General features: G+C 41.5%; 13 protein-coding genes and 2 pseudogenes. 10 read left to right on the forward strand and 5 right to left on the reverse strand.

Annotated features, from left to right (window positions below; all coding sequences use genetic code 11):
* The first annotated feature begins 80 nt into the window (after nt 1–80).
* The 7 genes from RSJ68_05255 to RSJ68_05285 all read left to right on the forward strand — a co-directional run bounded on the left by RSJ68_05255 (nt 81) and on the right by RSJ68_05285 (nt 6,523).
* Nucleotides 81–347, forward strand: a complete 267-nt coding sequence (locus RSJ68_05255; GenBank protein WNU98127.1) for a DUF493 domain-containing protein — start codon at nt 81–83, stop codon at nt 345–347.
* A gap of 1 nt (nt 348) precedes the next feature.
* Nucleotides 349–966 carry a lipoyl(octanoyl) transferase LipB gene (lipB, locus tag RSJ68_05260; protein ID WNU98128.1) on the forward strand — a complete coding sequence of 206 codons (618 nt, stop codon included), beginning with the start codon at nt 349–351 and terminating at the stop codon, nt 964–966.
* A complete protein-coding gene (gene lipA, locus RSJ68_05265) occupies nt 966–1,934 on the forward strand; it encodes a lipoyl synthase (protein ID WNU98129.1) in 969 nt (322 codons plus the stop codon). Before lipB ends, lipA begins: the two co-directional genes overlap by 1 nt.
* Nucleotides 1,935–1,996: 62 nt before the next feature.
* Nucleotides 1,997–3,754 (forward strand): hypothetical protein, encoded by a 1,758-nt coding sequence (locus tag RSJ68_05270; GenBank protein WNU98130.1) that lies wholly within the window; start codon nt 1,997–1,999, stop codon nt 3,752–3,754.
* Between the two features lie 82 nt (nt 3,755–3,836).
* A complete protein-coding gene (locus RSJ68_05275) occupies nt 3,837–4,052 on the forward strand; it encodes a hypothetical protein (protein ID WNU98131.1) in 216 nt (71 codons plus the stop codon).
* The gene (locus RSJ68_05280; protein ID WNU98132.1) at nt 4,049–4,603 is read left to right on the forward strand and encodes a hypothetical protein; all 555 of its coding nucleotides are present in this window, start codon (nt 4,049–4,051) and stop codon (nt 4,601–4,603) included. The genes RSJ68_05275 and RSJ68_05280 overlap by 4 nt, the downstream gene beginning before the upstream one ends.
* Nucleotides 4,604–4,807: 204 nt before the next feature.
* Nucleotides 4,808–6,523 (forward strand): DUF2326 domain-containing protein, encoded by a 1,716-nt coding sequence (locus tag RSJ68_05285; GenBank protein WNU98133.1) that lies wholly within the window; start codon nt 4,808–4,810, stop codon nt 6,521–6,523.
* A 93-nt stretch (nt 6,524–6,616) separates the two neighbouring features.
* Here RSJ68_05285 and RSJ68_05290 read toward each other — a convergent pair whose 3' ends face one another.
* The 5 genes from RSJ68_05290 to RSJ68_05310 all read right to left on the reverse strand — a co-directional run bounded on the left by RSJ68_05290 (nt 6,617) and on the right by RSJ68_05310 (nt 12,325).
* Nucleotides 6,617–7,630, reverse strand: a complete 1,014-nt coding sequence (locus RSJ68_05290; protein WNU98134.1) for a TniQ family protein — start codon at nt 7,628–7,630, stop codon at nt 6,617–6,619.
* Nucleotides 7,627–8,520 (reverse strand): TniB family NTP-binding protein, encoded by an 894-nt coding sequence (locus tag RSJ68_05295; protein ID WNU98135.1) that lies wholly within the window; start codon nt 8,518–8,520, stop codon nt 7,627–7,629. Before RSJ68_05295 ends, RSJ68_05290 begins: the two co-directional genes overlap by 4 nt.
* The gene (locus RSJ68_05300) at nt 8,517–10,379 is read right to left on the reverse strand and encodes a DDE-type integrase/transposase/recombinase (protein ID WNU98136.1); all 1,863 of its coding nucleotides are present in this window, start codon (nt 10,377–10,379) and stop codon (nt 8,517–8,519) included. Before RSJ68_05300 ends, RSJ68_05295 begins: the two co-directional genes overlap by 4 nt.
* Nucleotides 10,376–11,023 (reverse strand): heteromeric transposase endonuclease subunit TnsA, encoded by a 648-nt coding sequence (locus RSJ68_05305; GenBank protein ID WNU98137.1) that lies wholly within the window; start codon nt 11,021–11,023, stop codon nt 10,376–10,378. Before RSJ68_05305 ends, RSJ68_05300 begins: the two co-directional genes overlap by 4 nt.
* A 582-nt stretch (nt 11,024–11,605) precedes the next feature.
* The gene (locus RSJ68_05310; protein WNU98138.1) at nt 11,606–12,325 is read right to left on the reverse strand and encodes a helix-turn-helix transcriptional regulator; all 720 of its coding nucleotides are present in this window, start codon (nt 12,323–12,325) and stop codon (nt 11,606–11,608) included.
* 213 nt (nt 12,326–12,538) lie between these two features.
* Here RSJ68_05310 and RSJ68_05315 point away from each other — a divergent pair, with 213 nt between their 5' ends.
* From RSJ68_05315 to RSJ68_05325, 3 genes and pseudogenes are all read left to right on the forward strand, one after another.
* On the forward strand, nt 12,539–12,793 hold the full coding sequence (locus RSJ68_05315; GenBank protein WNU98139.1) for a helix-turn-helix domain-containing protein: 255 nt from the start codon (nt 12,539–12,541) through the stop codon (nt 12,791–12,793).
* 68 nt (nt 12,794–12,861) lie between these two features.
* Nucleotides 12,862–14,853: pseudogene (locus tag RSJ68_05320) on the forward strand (Mu transposase C-terminal domain-containing protein).
* A 39-nt stretch (nt 14,854–14,892) separates the two neighbouring features.
* Nucleotides 14,893–15,806 (forward strand): annotated as a pseudogene (locus tag RSJ68_05325) (AAA family ATPase).
* The last annotated feature ends 61 nt before the right edge of the window (nt 15,807–15,867 follow it).

Below are 15,867 nucleotides of genomic sequence, written 5' to 3' on the forward strand. Positions count from 1 at the left end.
ATACACGCCGTTCGAGGTCGTCTGAAAGGCTGGAAACTTTTCAGACGACCTCTCGGCATACAGCATATCAGGAGTCAGCCATGACCGACCAAACCTCACTCATCGAATTCCCCTGCCAATTCCCTATCAAAGTCATGGGCAACGCGCATCCCGAATTTGAAAAAAATATCTTGGAAACCGTCCGCCAGCACGCGCCCGATACCGAACCCCACCACATCACCACCCGTCAAAGCAGCAAGGGCAACTATACCGGTGCAACCGTCAAAGTAAACGTCGAAAGCAAAGAGCAACTGGACAAAATCTACCGCGCCCTGACCGATCACGAAATGGTGAAAGTAGTGTACTGATATGAAAATCGTGCATAAAGGCATGGTCGAGTACCAACCGACTTTCGAAGCCATGAAAGCGTTCAATGCAGCCCGCGACGAACATACCGAAGACGAATTATGGGTGGTCGAGCATCCGCCCGTCTTCACACAAGGCCTGGCAGGCAAACCGGAACACCTCCTGATCCGCGACGACATACCCGTCGTCCAAATCGACCGGGGCGGACAAATCACTTATCACGGTCCCGGCCAGTTGGTCATTTACACCATGATCAACTTCAAACGCCGCAAAACCAGCGTCCGCAACATCGTTTCCGCGCTTGAAAACAGCATCATCGCCACGTTGGCGGAATACGGCATTGAAGCGGCGGCAGACCCGAAACGCCCCGGCGTTTATGTCGGCGAGCGCAAAATCGCCTCACTCGGCTTGCGCATCAAAGACGGTTCCGTCTATCACGGCCTGGCATTAAACGTAAACATGGACTTAAGCCCGTTTACCCACATCAATCCCTGCGGTTATGCCGGCATGGAAATGACACAAATCGCGGATTTTGTCCAACCCTGTCCCACCTTGGACGAAGTTGCGCAAAAACTGACCGCACACCTCGAGACACAACTCACACCGAAAGCGAACAATTAATGAGCGAAATCAAAGTTGACGATCCCAAACGCGGCGTCAAACTCAAAGGAGCGGACAAAACCGCCCGCATCCCCATCAAAGTCGTCCCCCTTCAGGAAAAACTGAAAAAACCCGAATGGATACGCGCCAAACTGCCGTCACGCAAATTCTTTGAAATCAAAGACATTTTGCGCGAACAAAAAATGCACACCGTTTGCGAAGAAGCTTCCTGTCCGAATATCGGCGAATGCTTCAGCAAAGGCACAGCAACCTTCATGATTATGGGCGACATTTGTACCCGTCGCTGTCCGTTCTGCGACGTAGGACACGGCCGCCCGAATATGCTCGACCCCGACGAACCGAAAAACCTCGCAGAATCCGTCAAAGCCATGAACCTGCGTTACGTCGTCATCACTTCCGTTGACCGCGACGACCTGCGCGACGGCGGCGCACAGCATTTCGCCGACTGCATCAAAGCCATCCGCGAAACCAGTCCGAACACCAAAATCGAAATCCTCGTTCCCGACTTCCGCGGCCGCTTGGACATCGCGCTGAAAATCCTTGCCGAAACCCCGCCCGACGTGATGAACCACAACTTGGAAACCCATCCGAGCCTGTACAAAAAAGCCCGTCCGGGTGCCAACTATCAGCACTCCCTCGACCTGCTGCGCCGCTACAAAGAAATGATGCCGCACATCCCGACCAAATCCGGCATCATGGTCGGCTTGGGCGAAACAGACGAAGACGTGCGCGAAATCATGCGCGATATGCGGGCGCACAATATCGAAATGATTACCATCGGCCAGTACCTCCAGCCTTCAGACGGACACCTGCCCGTCTTGCGCTACGTCACGCCCGACCAGTTCAAAATCTTTGAAAAAGAAGCATACGAACTGGGCTTCACCAACGCTGCCATCGGCGCCATGGTCCGCTCAAGCTACCATGCCGACGAGCAGGCTGCCGAAGCATTGCGCGAATGTGAATTCTGACGCTATTTGCGACTGAACTACGCTATTTGCGACTTTATAACGATAAGTTCGACTGGGCAAATATGGATCAACAACCAGTTATTGAAATTGCCGAATTCCCACATGATAATAAATTGTGGCGAATTGATAGGTTAGGGAAGATTTTTTCCCAATTGAAAAATAACAATAACCTGTTTATTGAAGTCTATTTACGCCCAGTTAACTTTCATGATAATTCTGTATATAACTTTGCTAGATTTGATAATTCTGGTAGAGAAATTCCAGAATATAATCAATTAAAAAAGATTCCTGTTAATATAGGCTTGCTTCCTATTTTAAGAGTTGGATCTCTTTGGATAAAAGGAAAACTTCAAAATAATAAAGCAGTTACAGATATAGTTACTCTTAAAAATATTGAAATAAATGCAAATACAGTAGAAATAATTAATAGCAATTACAAAATAAAATATTTAGATTCAAGCGGAAGAGAGCAAGAATGCAAACTATTGTTGCAGAAAAATTTTGCAACAGATGCAAAAGTACCTTTTTCTTGCTTAAAAATTCAAAATGAGAATTACAAAAATGGAATAATTATTCCAGTAATAGAAATTATCCGTTTTTATTATGCCTGTTCAACTAGACTAGCTCATTTAACATTTTCTAATCCAGAAGAAATTACAAAAATTTCATATGCGATAGATAATGAAACAGACAAGGTAGTCATTAAATTACCACAGCAATATACAGATCAAGAGGCCTTTATTTTAGCAAGAATATTGACTTCAGATATTGCTTTATCCGGATTCTTTCAGATTAAAAACTCCCTAATAAAAATAGGTTTTAACGAACAACCAACTACATTATTATCTACCAATTTCCCATTTATCAATTCAACCAATTTAGTGGTTCGCGGTATTAAAATTGTTGATAGATTCTTAGTTACGGAGATTTGTTCTTGTTCGGCTCCTTTTCCCGATATTTCTGTTGATAGGAATAATGACAACCGAAAGGGAGATAAGAAAACAGATATACCTGATGATGAAAAGAAAGAGTATCGAAGAGAGGGACGAACTTCCAGTCTCAAAGGAAACTCCATTATCCAAAATCAATATGAATCAGACACTTGCGTATCAACATTACAATTTGACTTAAACATAAATTGCTTTTCAGATTTGATCGGTAAAAAGATTGAAAAACCCAAAAAACCGTTTAATGAATACAAAGCACAGAAACTTGTTATAAATGAACAAATGAATGTAACCGGCTTAGGCGCGGATTTAGGTACATGGGGCCAAACTACAATTGCACCTGCGTCCATTAGCACATTTAATACCCAATCCGAAAAACACAATAGAGATGCCTTAGCTGCAACTTTTGAAAATTCCGTACGGGCTATCGAACATTTGAATGAAGAATATTCAAATATTCAAGCAGCTATCTATATGTCCAGCTCTCCGGCTTGTGAGTTTGTTCCATTAACTGATTCAGCCCATAAAGCCCAATGGTCGTATCTTGTTTCCAAAACCAAAACAAGGCGTAAGGTATTATTAGGAAAAATTGATTATAAAGATAGGACATTTTGGTTGATTGAAATTCAAGCTCGGAAAAGTGAGCATTTCGTTACAGCAATTATTTATTTTGAGACAAATGACGAGATGAAGTATCTGGGTCAATTGTTATACGTCTTGGCAAAAAAACGAGGAATTTGGGATAAAATTCCCAAAAGAACTAGTTTGCAAATTACTACTCTAAAACATACGCATAAAGATATTGCGAGTTTTGCACGGAAAATTAGCGAAAAAGTTTTTGAATTTACGAATAATTTAGATTTTAAAAAATAAGTTTTCAGCCCCTAAAGCTGGTACATGTTTTAATGGGGTATTCAGTTTAGATTGTATTAAAAACTTTGAACTTGGAAAAAATATGGAACAATTTATTCAATGGATTAAATCAGATATAGGAGTAACAATTGCTTGGATAGTTGGTGTAGTTTTTCCCGTTATAGGTCTAATTGCAACGCTTTTTAAGTTCAAAAAGTCAAAACATGATAAAAAAAACAATATTATAAATCAATCTATTCAAGGCGATAATAATCAGCAAGCGGGGAAAAACATTATCAAACGAAAGGGTAAACCATGATTGGCGGAAAACATCAGCAAGATATAAGCGGAAATAATAATATACAAGCTGGTGGGGATGTTATTAATAACATTACTTACTATCAAAACACCGATGTAGATATTTTATCAGCGATTGAAAAGGTGCTGAGCGGAATATATAAAAACGCTCAAAATGGAGAAGAATTTACTCCAATAGATACAAAATCTTATACCATCGAAAATAAAATTAACTTTAATGAAATTTCTTATTTTGATCCATTAGAAGACTTCCAGGAGGGGTATCACTATGTTAAAAATCAAATCAAAATACTTTCTGAAGTAGATCCTGCATGTGAAACAAGCATTACCCAGCATATTAAACATTATTATCGTAAGATACGCCGCAAAAATACTAATTGTTCTGCAGATAAAATTATTGAAAAAGTCTGTTCCGAAATTGAAACTGCATTAATTGGAAAGAACACAAGACTTGCTCTAGAAGAACAAAAAGCTGTTGAATTTGTGGTATTCTATATATTTGCAGAATGCAAAATTTTTGACAAACCACCATCCGACTATGCTTCTCAATAGGACAGAACCCCAAAAAAGCCTTTACTCTGTAGGGGCTTATTTAATAGGTAAACTTCGTGAATCCACGGAGCCATTTTATGCTGTAGAAATGTTTGAAAAATACGGTAACCAGCTGAATGTCAGCTTTCCTCAATTCATGCTAACACTTGACTGGTTGTTTCTGGCAGGCTTAATTGATTCGAATGGTGATGGAAGATTAAAAAAATGTTTCTAAAAAAATTTACGCTAACTAGTGAAACAGGTAAGACCATTAGGGAAGTAACCTTCAAAAAAGGCATTAATATCATCTTAGGCAGTTCGGATGAAAACCAACAAAACTCTTCCAATAGTTTAGGTAAAACTACCCTAATTCGCTGTCTTGATTTTTGCTTGGCAGGTAAAGACGCAAAAGCTATTTACACCGATTCTGAATTTAAAACAGAAAACCGCCTAGTTGTTGATTTTCTCAAAAAAGAAAAACCTACATTCAAACTTACACTTTCACACTCTTTTGATGCATCCGATGAAATCATTATCGAACGTTGTCTTGATCTAACCGCTCGAAGCAAAATTACTAACTATATTGATGGCAAAAAATACAAGCACGAAGAGTTTGACCTAAAGCTGAAAGAGCTTTTGTTTAATTTTACCGACCCCAAACCTACTCTACGCCAATTACTTGGAAAATTTATCCGCCAGCGGGACAACCAAATTGATAAGATATTATATTTCAATGGAAGTTTTTGCAAAAATGTTGAATATGAAAAAATTCATCTGTTTTTATTCGGCTTTAATCAAACAAATCTGTTAAGTAAAAAATCCGAAGTAGAGAAGCAACAGCGAAGTATAGAAAATGCACTTTACGTATTGGAAAAGCGTAATAGCATTAGCTCATTGAAGCAACGAATCAATTTGATTGAAGGTGAACTTTATGATTTAGAAGCTCAGCGCAATGCTTTTAACATTTCCGATAAATATGACGAAGAAGCGGCGCAATTAGAGAATATTCAAATTCAATTAAACAAAAACGAACAATTACTGGCAGAACAACGTTTAAAACGGAACGGTGCAAACGAAAGAATTACGCGGTTAGAGCGTGACGCAGTATCTGCAAACGGTAGTACTTTGCAATATCTCTATGAGGAAGCAAATTTTTATAACGAAGAATTAGCAAAGACTTTTGATGAAGTAGTTAATTTTCATAATACTATGCTGAAAAACGAAATCGCTTTTCTTAAAAAAAGCATACAAAAAAGCGATACTCGTATTTCTGAGTTGGAAAACGAGCGTTCTTATTTGACTGACGAATATAATCGGCTACTTTATAAATTAGGACAAACTGGCTCATTACGTGAATACACTAAACTCAACGACAGGATTGCCACCAAATACAAAGAAAAGGGAGAAGCAGACGCATTATTAGAAGAGCTAAACCATTACATTGGAGAATCAAAAGAACTAAAGGAAAAATTAGATAATCTCGTAGAAGAAATGCATAGAAATACTGAACTACTAGATGAGAATTTGAAAATATTCAATTTCTACTTTTCCAAATATACCGAACAGTTAACCGGCCAAAAATACTTGTTGTCATTCAACCTAACTAAAGATACTAACATATTTAAATTTCAAATAGATGAGTTTAACCACAACCCAGGCTCAGGAGAAAAACAAGCAGTAGTAATGGCCTTTGATTTAGCTTATATGGCCTTTTGCAATGATAAAAACCTTAGAAGACCGTTATTTGCAACTCAAGATAAAATCGAAGTTGTTGATATTCAGAAGATTTCTGTATTATTCAACTTGGCAAATCAACAAAATGGCCAATTAATTATTCCTATTATTAACGATAAAATTAAAGATTATCCTGATTTGGAAAAAGATACAGTTTTATTTTTGACTTCTGAAGATAAATTCTTTCGTATTGATAATGCCAAATGATGCCCATAACCCACCTCTTTAGTAGGTTTTATTCTATCTTTCAGACAGCACGCTTAAAATTAGAGGCTAATCTACTTCGACCTCATCAAAAACTCATAACTTCCGATATAATTCCTTATAAATATTCCTATTCATTTGAGAAACAATTTGACGAAAATCATCAGGACAATCTCGGAAATCTTTCAGTAAATGGTTATATCGAATTACTTTATCATGCCATGCTTGGATCAAATTATTCGGATAATTTTGCAACAACCACATACAAGAATAAATCGTGCTGTGTCGTTCCACCAAACTGCGACTTTCCCAACTCAGTCGACGAGAACGTTCTAATTGAACTGGAGTCTGATGTATTTGCTTGCACAAATAAGAGTACAAATCCGGTGCAAACTTCTTTGATGTAGTAATCGCCAAAAAGTGATGCAGAATTTTTAGTTGTTCTTTTTCAGATTGGTTAAAAAGATAATCAAGATTAGCAATTCGGTTTAACCAATTTTGCCATTGCAGCCTGATTTCATCATTAAAGAAAATAACATTCTCACAAGGACTGTTGCTCAAGTCATATTGACAATTCCAACAATATTTCAACTCTGTAAAGCGCTGCAAATTAGGTTTACCTAAATCTTGTCGGTGAAAAGCAACATATATACCACATTTAGGACAGCAATCATGCATCATGATTTGATGTATTGGACAAAATGTATATAGGGCTATGCGCCATGATTTTCGGAAATATGTTTCATTGTCAGTAGCTAGACATAGCGGGCAATAAACAATAGCATTATTATCGCGTTTACGGTGATTGGCTTTAAGGCTGTTTATCCACGTCAATTGTCCTGAAAAATTGTTTTTGTCAAATAATCGACCTTGTAGGCTATCTAATGTGGTTGTTTTGATTCGAATGGTTGAACAGCCTGTTTTTTCAGCCAATGTATTGACCAACCAGTCAGGAGTATGGCGATCTATATCCCTATTCCATATCTCATAATTAGGAAATAGCAAATGACAGAAGGTTTGTACTTTCAACCCGTTTGCATGTGCTAAGCGAACCAACCATGATGTAAACAATTCATCAGGATAAGGTTTCGGATGAGCGGGTAAAATCATCTGAGTTTATCCAATTGACGTTTACGTTGGCTTGGGCTAATCCAGTTGATTGAATTTAAGATTGTTTCGTTAATACATTCAGTTTGTTGTTGAATAGCGGCTACAGCAGCTTGTGTCAGCAAACGAGAAAGCTCTCCAATATATCCTTCACTCATGGCATATAACTTTGTAGCCAACGAAATTTCATGTAAATCCGACGGTTGACTAAGCGGCAGCATCCGTTCAAAGCTCATCAATAAACGCATAAAATCCTTATTTAATTCCCAACGAGGAAGCACCGCAGGTTCAAAACGGTTGGCCAACTGTGCATCAGTTTGAATGGCTCGATATGCGTCTTTAATACCTACACCTACAATCGGAATTTGTAATTCATTTCCTAAGTATTTAATTACATTTAAAAACGTTTTCTGCTTATTCAAACTCCCGGAAAGGATATGGTGGATTTCATCAATAATCAACATTTTAGTATTAACGTATTTGAGCAAATGAAGCACTTGGGCAAGTTTTTTATCTGTCCTGTCATGAGTTTTATAGGGGGCAAACAGTAAATCTAAAATAGCATTGTAAAAACGGCTTTCATCAGGTATAGGCGGTGCTTGAATAATCACTACTGGTGCGATAATACCATTTCCATGTGGATTATCATGGGCTGGATGTTGCCGCAAAAAATATTTAATCAACATGGTTTTACCGTTATTAGTATCACCAACCAACAACATATTAGGCATACGGTTTTGTTTCGGGAAACTTAGCAAATCTTCCAGTTTTACCAAAATCTGTTGAGCCTGCGGATAACCTATCCAACGTGGGGAACGTATGTATTCAATGCGCTCAATATCACTATACTTTAGTTGTTCTTCTGCTTTGGGAGAAAGGTGAGGATAATTCATGATAAATCGTCCAAATCTTCAAAAGGCTGAATATCATCAAACATATTTTCCTCATTTTCAGACGATATAATATTCCTCGAATCAATTTGAGGCATAGGTAAAGATGCTCGAGTACTTTGATCTAATTGGCGACGTTGTTGAGCGCGACGGATGGCTTTAGTCTTACCTTGAGCTTGCTGTTCCAATTCTCGCATTCGTCCGTATGCTGCAAAAATCATGTTCTCATCAATATTCTGTTTCTGCTCATTTTTTAATTGTCTCTGAATCTCTCGTAACTCCCAAATGCTGATAACCGGATTCGAACTGTTCCGATAAGGTATTGGAAAATACATCAATAAATCTGGGTCATAAAACCAAATCACGCTCAAATCACGTGGATCTATGCGAAAAATGAACTGGCGAGCCTGTCTAGGATTAGTCGGATTAGTTGCTGCAATCCACGGTCGTAAAACGTCATGCCAATAAGTGATTTTATGGATAACTACCCCATATTGCTGCACCGTTCGCATTTCAAACGGCATAAAGGTCAAGCGCAATAGTGTCTCATCAACCACTTTATCAGGTAATCCTGTTCCTAAAGAAACATCATCTCCTAATACACCTGATTTCCATTTGGCTAACGGTGAGATTCCCAATCCAGAATGAGTACGCTGATGATAAACATCACAAATAAATAGTGTTAACCACGTTTCAAATTCAGTTAGCGTTAATGCCGCCTTGCTTTCGGAAGCATAATCTTTTCTTTGTTGTGTATTTGCAAAAGTAGTACCAGTTAAACCGTGGACTTCATCCAAAATCGTACCCAGTAAACGCTCAATGTGTCCTCCGAAATGAGGACGTGCCACAGGCCTCCACTCAATTTCAATACCGTATTGTTTACACGCCTTTTCCAGCACTTTGCCACGGAATTCTTTTGCATTATCCAAATGAATTTTGCGTGGCAAACCCCACACAGGCCACCGCCCTTTCACTCCATGTTTTGCCAACCAGCTTTCTTTAGACAAAATACTATGTGCTAAACACAAACCTGTAGATAATGCACTTGGTGGATCGAATGACACATAAAATCCCGTAACCATTCGGCTGAACACATCAATCGCCAGCGTAATCCACGGCCTACCAATAGGCTTACGATATACATCATCGACTAAAATAATGTCTAACTTTGTATGATCTATTTGTACCACTGAAAGCGGATAATCGGCATTTGGAAAGCTACCTTGTAAAGGAGAAAATTTCATTTCTGCTGCTTTATGGCTTAGCCGTTTAGCAGTTTTAATTTGAGGCGCAATATTTTTGATTCGAGAACGAATGGTATTAGCATGAGGAGCTGGTAAATTTTGTTTATGGCAACGCCGTGTAATTTCTCTAATGATTTTCTGTATTGATTTACGTTGTGTGCTTAAATAATCCACTTCCAATACTTGCCTGATAAGCTGTTCTACATCATCAGAAAGCTGTGTTTTACCACTATCACTACGCTGCTTACGTGTTAAAGCAGTCAGAACGCCGCTTTCCTTATAACTTTTTAACCAGCGATAAACCGTACTGATATGTACACCGCATTCGGCAGCTCTCGCTTGAACATCAGATTTACTACGTTTTGGATTTCGGATAAGTGGCTCAATTACATCGAAATGTTGTTGAGCTAATTGCCATTTTTGCTCAGGAATACTATCTAAGTGGGTTAATTCAGCACTCTGGACTGTTGATAGATCCGCTAATTTTGCTTGGTAATCTGCACCGGTTACACTATCGCGTAACTGATATGTTTCTAAATCCAGGACTGCTGTAATTACACAGATTTTGTTTTGAAACAAAACCATTGCACCGACATTCACATTTAAAGTTGCTTTCATTTTTTAAACCATATAGCGGATTGCATAGTGAGTGGTTGATTTAAATCTGCGCCAATTTTTCGTTCTGCAATTAAGTACCACAATACAGGCAATAATTTTGCTTGATTGTATTCATCCTGAAAAGTCTGTTGAATAAGCTGTTTAGGTGTGGATTTTTTCAATTCGCGTAACGATTCATCCAATAAAGTCATATATGCTTCGCTGTATTCGCCAGATAAGCCATTTTGTTGATATGGCAATAAAAAGCGTACATTGCATAAATAATCAGTATGAATCTCTAACTCTGTAATCAGTTTAAAATGCCAACCGTGTAATTTGCAAAAATGTAAGGCAGCCTGAAATTTAGGTTTGAGTTCACACCAGTTTTTACGTAAATCGCTACGATATTTTACTTCGTAAATAATTACATCATTTTGATAATGAACCAAAACATCAGGGGTATAGATATGCTTCTTTCCTGCTGGGTCAAACCACTCAATCGTGATAGGCTGTACTTCGAAATGCTGCACATTAGAATCAAATTCCAGCAGAGTTAAAAAATCACGCTCCAAAGATGACTCATAAGCTGCAATGCCTATAGCTTTGTTATATGGAGCGATACCTGTAATATTTCGATAGTTTTTAGGAATTTTACGGATTGGCATAGTTTTATATGTGTAGTAGAAAAAGGATTAAAAGGAAGACAATCTTAATGAGTTAATGCCCTTTATCAATAACCCAAACTCAATTAGCTTTCTTATAATTTAGTCTCAAATAACAATATTATTTTCAAATCTTAATGCAAAATTTTTGTTTTCAGTCGCAAATAACATTATTAGAAGTATAAGATTTTGCATATTCTAGTCGTAAACAACATTGGAATTCACAGCGAAAGTCATGGCGGCGGTTGCGGTCATCACTGATAAATGGAAAAGGCGTAAGTAATTTTAGTATTGCTTACACTGTTCGCTTTTTTGCATGGCTGTTTTAAAAAAGTACAAACAACTTAATCATTTCCCGTAAAAAAGGTCGTGTGGGGGACTGTTAGTTTTTGCACAAATAATAAGTAATATAAAAAAACGCCGAAATCTCTTAAAGACGTGGATTTCGGCGTTTTTGTGTTTGAAAAAAAGTTGCATCAGCTTTTTCACAAAACCGCGCGGGAATGCGCGGTTTTTTGTTGAAAGCTGTCGGGTTTTGATGGGGTTTTGATAGGTTTTTAAACGGGTTTTAAGAGGTTTTTAAAATCAGTTCACGGAGCGGCCGAACCATTCGACGCGACCGACGATGGCGATGTCGTCGTCTGTATGGCTTAGGTCTATTTCAAAGGGGGCGTAATGTGGGTTGGCTGATGTTACCAATAGCTTGCCCGGCATACGTTGCACGCGTTTGACGAAAAGGTCGTTTCCTATGCGTAGGACGTACAGGCCGTCGCGCGGCTCGGTTTCGGCGTGGTTGATTAGGATGTTGTCGCCGTGGTTCAGGATGCCTTCCATGCTGTCGCCTTTCACGGCGATTACGGAGAGTTTGTCTGTTTGGCGGGTAACGTAGTTTTCTATCCAGTAGCGGCGGAAAGCCATACAGAATAGGGGTTTTTCGTCGCTTACGGTTTGCCCATGCCCTGCTGCAGCTTCGACGCTGTACCGTGGAATAAAGACGAATTCGCGCAAATCGACGGGATTGCCGAGCGTATCGACCGCGCCTGCGTCGGTATCGGATACGGGGAAGGCTCCGGCATTCTCAGGACGGGCGCGGTCAAGGTATGGCACGCCCTTGCCTGTCAGCAACCAGTTGAGATCGCAGCCTGTAACCTCTTGAATCTTGACGAGGTAATCAGCCGTTGGGACGGCTCCCTCTTTCCAAACTCTATTAAAACCAGACGCTGACATGTCTATCTTGTTATAGATGTCAGACGGTTTTACACCTTCAGGCCAAAGGGATTTAAGCCTTTCTAAAAAAGTATCCATAGTATTCACTCATTTAAGCAAAACATTAAGCAAAAAAGTGTTTCTTTTGCTTAAATAAAATTACTCAAATAATCAAAAAGTTATTAAATTAATCTCTTTTTTGCGTAAAATAATTTAGCAAAAGAGTTGCAAGAAACTATTTTGCTAAATATAATTCACTCACTTACTCAATAACAGCGGGTAACAAACCTACTTAATTAAGGAAATGCAAAGATGAAAAAAAAGCAAGAAACCATGACAGATTGGCATCGTGCTGACATTGTGGCTCGTCTTAAAAAGGCGGGCTGGTCGGTAAGGGCATTATCTATTCAAGCCAATTTAGCACCAAATACATTGGGAAAGGCTTTAGATGCACCATACCTAAAAGGCGAAAAGATTATAGCTGCTGCAATCGGAGTACCTGCAGAGGAGATTTGGCCTTCTAGGTTTGAGAAAAGAAACCGTAAGCCTACTTTCCCAAGTCTGTAAATAGATAACGGTTTTGCTAAAGAGTTCCAAAAGGGTAACGCATTTAAGCAAAAATAGAAAGCGTAAATATGAAAATATCTGCATCAGATATTGCGAAACTAGGTATCCCAAGTCTGCCAACTGATAGGCAAGGGATTGAATACCATGCCAAGAAAAATAATTGGCGACACTGTTTTGAGCAAATAGGAAGAGGCCGCCCCAAAAAGCTGTATGAAATCGCCTCCCTCCCCGCCGAAATCCGAGCCGCCATTATGAAACGGCAGTCGGACGAACTGACGGAGAAGATGCCGAAAACCCTGCCCCAAATCAGACAGGAGAAGACGGCGATGTCGCCTCAAGTCTTGGCGGAAGCGGCAAAGCGGCTGAACGAGAAACAACGGTCGGTGGCGGATGCGCGATGCGCGGTGGTGGCGGCGGTGTTGGGTATCAAATATCAATACGGGTGCTCTGCCAAGGTTGCGGTGGCTCAGTTTTTGAGACTGCTGGCGGAGGGTAAGTTAGACGAGGTTACGCTCGCCAACTTGGAAACGGCCAATGACCGCAGCCGGTCGGCAAAGGTTGGCGAACGCACTTTAGACGGCTGGATTTCTGCCTACCTTAAGGCGGAAAACGCGACGGAGCGGCTGGTTGCTTTGGCTCCGAAGACGACGAAGGCGGTCAAACCGATTGAGAGCTACGGTTGGTTGCCGATGTTTATGCAGTTTCACAATATCCCGTCCGCGCCGAAACTGGCACACAGCTACCGCCGATTTGTGCAGTGGGCTGAAGCGGAAAATATGCCGGTCAATGATGTGCCTAACTTGAGTATGGTGCGGCGCGTTTGGGAAAAGCTCCCGCTGATTATGCAGGAGCGCGGCAGGAAAACGGGGGCGGCTTATAAATCGCTGCTGCCTTATGTGAAACGTGATTGGGGGGCTTTGAAGCCGAACGATGTTTAGATCGGCGACGGCCACAGTTTCAAAGCGAAAGTCGCGCATCCGGTACACGGCAGGCCGTTTAAGCCTGAAGTTACGGTGATTATCGACGGATGTACGCGGTTTGTAGTGGGATTTTCGGTGTCGCTGGCTGAAAGTTGCGTAGCGGTATCGGACGCGCTGCGTATTGGGGTCAAGCACTATGGTTTGCCGATTATCTATTACTCGGACAACGGCGGCGGTCAGACGGGTAAGACGATAGACCATGAAATCACGGGTATTACGTCCCGACTGGGTATCCGACATGAAACGGGTATCGCGGGCAACCCGCAAGGGCGCGGCATCATCGAGCGATGGTGGAAAGACAATCTGATTGAAATGGCGCGACAGTATGAGACTTTCACGGGCAGCGGGATGGACAGCAGCACGAAGAACCTGATGTACCGCAAGATGGAAAGTGCGTTCAACGCCTTGGAAAAAGGCAAGGTGCCGACGCAGGAGCAGCAAAAATATTTGAAAAAACTGCCGAGCTGGTCGCAATTTATCGCGGATGTGGTCAAGTGTATCGACGAATACAACAACCGCCCGCACGGCGAGCTGCCCCGACATCCTGACGGCGGGCATTATACGCCGAAGGCTTATCGGGAAATGAGGCTGGAACAGGACGGTATCGCGCCGGATATGTTGTCGGCGGAAGAGCTTGCGACGATGTTTATGCCGCAAGAGGTGCGAAAAGTTCAGCGAGGTTGGCTGGATTTGTTCAACAACTCTTATTTTTCGGTCGAGCTGGCGGAGTATCACAAGGACGAGGTACGGGTCAGCTACGATTTGGACGACGCTGCCTTTGTCAATGTATTTGATATGGATGGCAAGTTCATCGCTAAGGCGCAAATCAACGGCAATACCCGCGAGGCGTTCCCGGTCAGCCGACGCGACCAACTGGCAGAAAACCGCCGAAAAGGCAAAATCAAGCGGGCGGAAAATGCGATCAGGATCGCGAATGCGGAAGTCAATCCGGCTTTGGAACAGGCTGAGGTTTGGGACGAGCTGGGAAATTTGGGCGGAAAAGCCATCGAGGCGGAGTATGCGGTATTGCCGAAAACGGGTACAGACGACGAGATTGTCTTGTTTGAGGCGGATATGTAGTCAAAACGGTTTTAAAACACTTTTAATAAGGAAAACATCATGACAAATACGGTCAACAAAGCACTGCAACAAAAACTGGCTGAATTTAAAGCCAAATCAGGGATGAATCAGACGATGCTTGCACGCGGTATCGGGGTATCTCCGGCATCTATCAGTATGTACCTGAATGATAACTACGCGGCAAAAGGCGGAAATTATGAAACCATCGAGCCGAAAATCGAAGCGTTTTTAGAGGTACAGGAAAGTAAGGCGCAACGCGAAGAGCTGGTGTTGGGGTTTGTATCGACCAAGACAACCCGCCGAATCTCTGAAGTGATGCGCGACGCACACGAAGCAGGCGACACAGTGGTGATCTACGGCCAAGCGGGCTTAGGTAAGACGCAAGCGGTCAAAAACTACTGCGAAAAGAATCCCGCCGCCATCCTGATTGAGGCTAATCCGAGCTTTACGGCACTTGTCCTGATGCGCAAGCTGGCGGCAGCGGCGAAGGTCTCCACGGTCGGCAGCCTGAATGATTTGTTTGAATCGGTATCTGACCGCCTGCGCGATTCTGGTCGTCTGATTGTGGTCGACGAAGCAGAAAACCTGCCATTACGCGCCCTTGAGATTATCCGCCGATTGCACGATGACACGGGCTGCGGGTTGGTTTTAAGCGGTATGCCCCGACTGGTGGCGAATTTGCGCGGTAAGCATGGCGAGTTGGTACAACTTTATAGCCGAGTGTCGGTTGCGCTGAATTTGGGCGACTCGATGCCGGACGAGGAATTGGAACAGATTGCACGGGCAGCCATGCCGGAAGCTGATGATGAGACGATTGCGGAACTGGTTAAGCAAAGCAACATACGCGACGGATGAGCAAGTTGATGCGCGGTGCGGTACGAACGGCAAACAAAAACGGCATCAAAATGCAATCGGGCATCATCAAAAAATACTCGACATTGATTATCCGATAGGTCGTCTGAAACGGTAAGTCTTTGACAGGGCTATATATTTTTTTACCCTATGATTTTAATA

Source organism: Neisseria sp. DTU_2020_1000833_1_SI_GRL_NUU_006 (assembly GCA_032388755.1).
GTDB lineage: Bacteria > Pseudomonadota > Gammaproteobacteria > Burkholderiales > Neisseriaceae > Neisseria > Neisseria sicca_C.

Coding starts and splice junctions, on each gene's coding strand:
- RSJ68_05300 (WNU98136.1), bottom strand. CDS start 10,379: ATGAAAGCAACTTTAAATGTGAATGTCGGTGCAATGGTTTTGTTTCAA.
- RSJ68_05310 (WNU98138.1), bottom strand. CDS start 12,325: ATGGATACTTTTTTAGAAAGGCTTAAATCCCTTTGGCCTGAAGGTGTA.
- lipA (WNU98129.1), top strand. CDS start 966: ATGAGCGAAATCAAAGTTGACGATCCCAAACGCGGCGTCAAACTCAAA.
- RSJ68_05315 (WNU98139.1), top strand. CDS start 12,539: ATGAAAAAAAAGCAAGAAACCATGACAGATTGGCATCGTGCTGACATT.
- RSJ68_05270 (WNU98130.1), top strand. CDS start 1,997: ATGGATCAACAACCAGTTATTGAAATTGCCGAATTCCCACATGATAAT.
- RSJ68_05255 (WNU98127.1), top strand. CDS start 81: ATGACCGACCAAACCTCACTCATCGAATTCCCCTGCCAATTCCCTATC.
- RSJ68_05295 (WNU98135.1), bottom strand. CDS start 8,520: ATGAATTATCCTCACCTTTCTCCCAAAGCAGAAGAACAACTAAAGTAT.
- RSJ68_05285 (WNU98133.1), top strand. CDS start 4,808: ATGTTTCTAAAAAAATTTACGCTAACTAGTGAAACAGGTAAGACCATT.
- RSJ68_05290 (WNU98134.1), bottom strand. CDS start 7,630: ATGATTTTACCCGCTCATCCGAAACCTTATCCTGATGAATTGTTTACA.
- RSJ68_05280 (WNU98132.1), top strand. CDS start 4,049: ATGATTGGCGGAAAACATCAGCAAGATATAAGCGGAAATAATAATATA.
- lipB (WNU98128.1), top strand. CDS start 349: ATGAAAATCGTGCATAAAGGCATGGTCGAGTACCAACCGACTTTCGAA.
- RSJ68_05275 (WNU98131.1), top strand. CDS start 3,837: ATGGAACAATTTATTCAATGGATTAAATCAGATATAGGAGTAACAATT.
- RSJ68_05305 (WNU98137.1), bottom strand. CDS start 11,023: ATGCCAATCCGTAAAATTCCTAAAAACTATCGAAATATTACAGGTATC.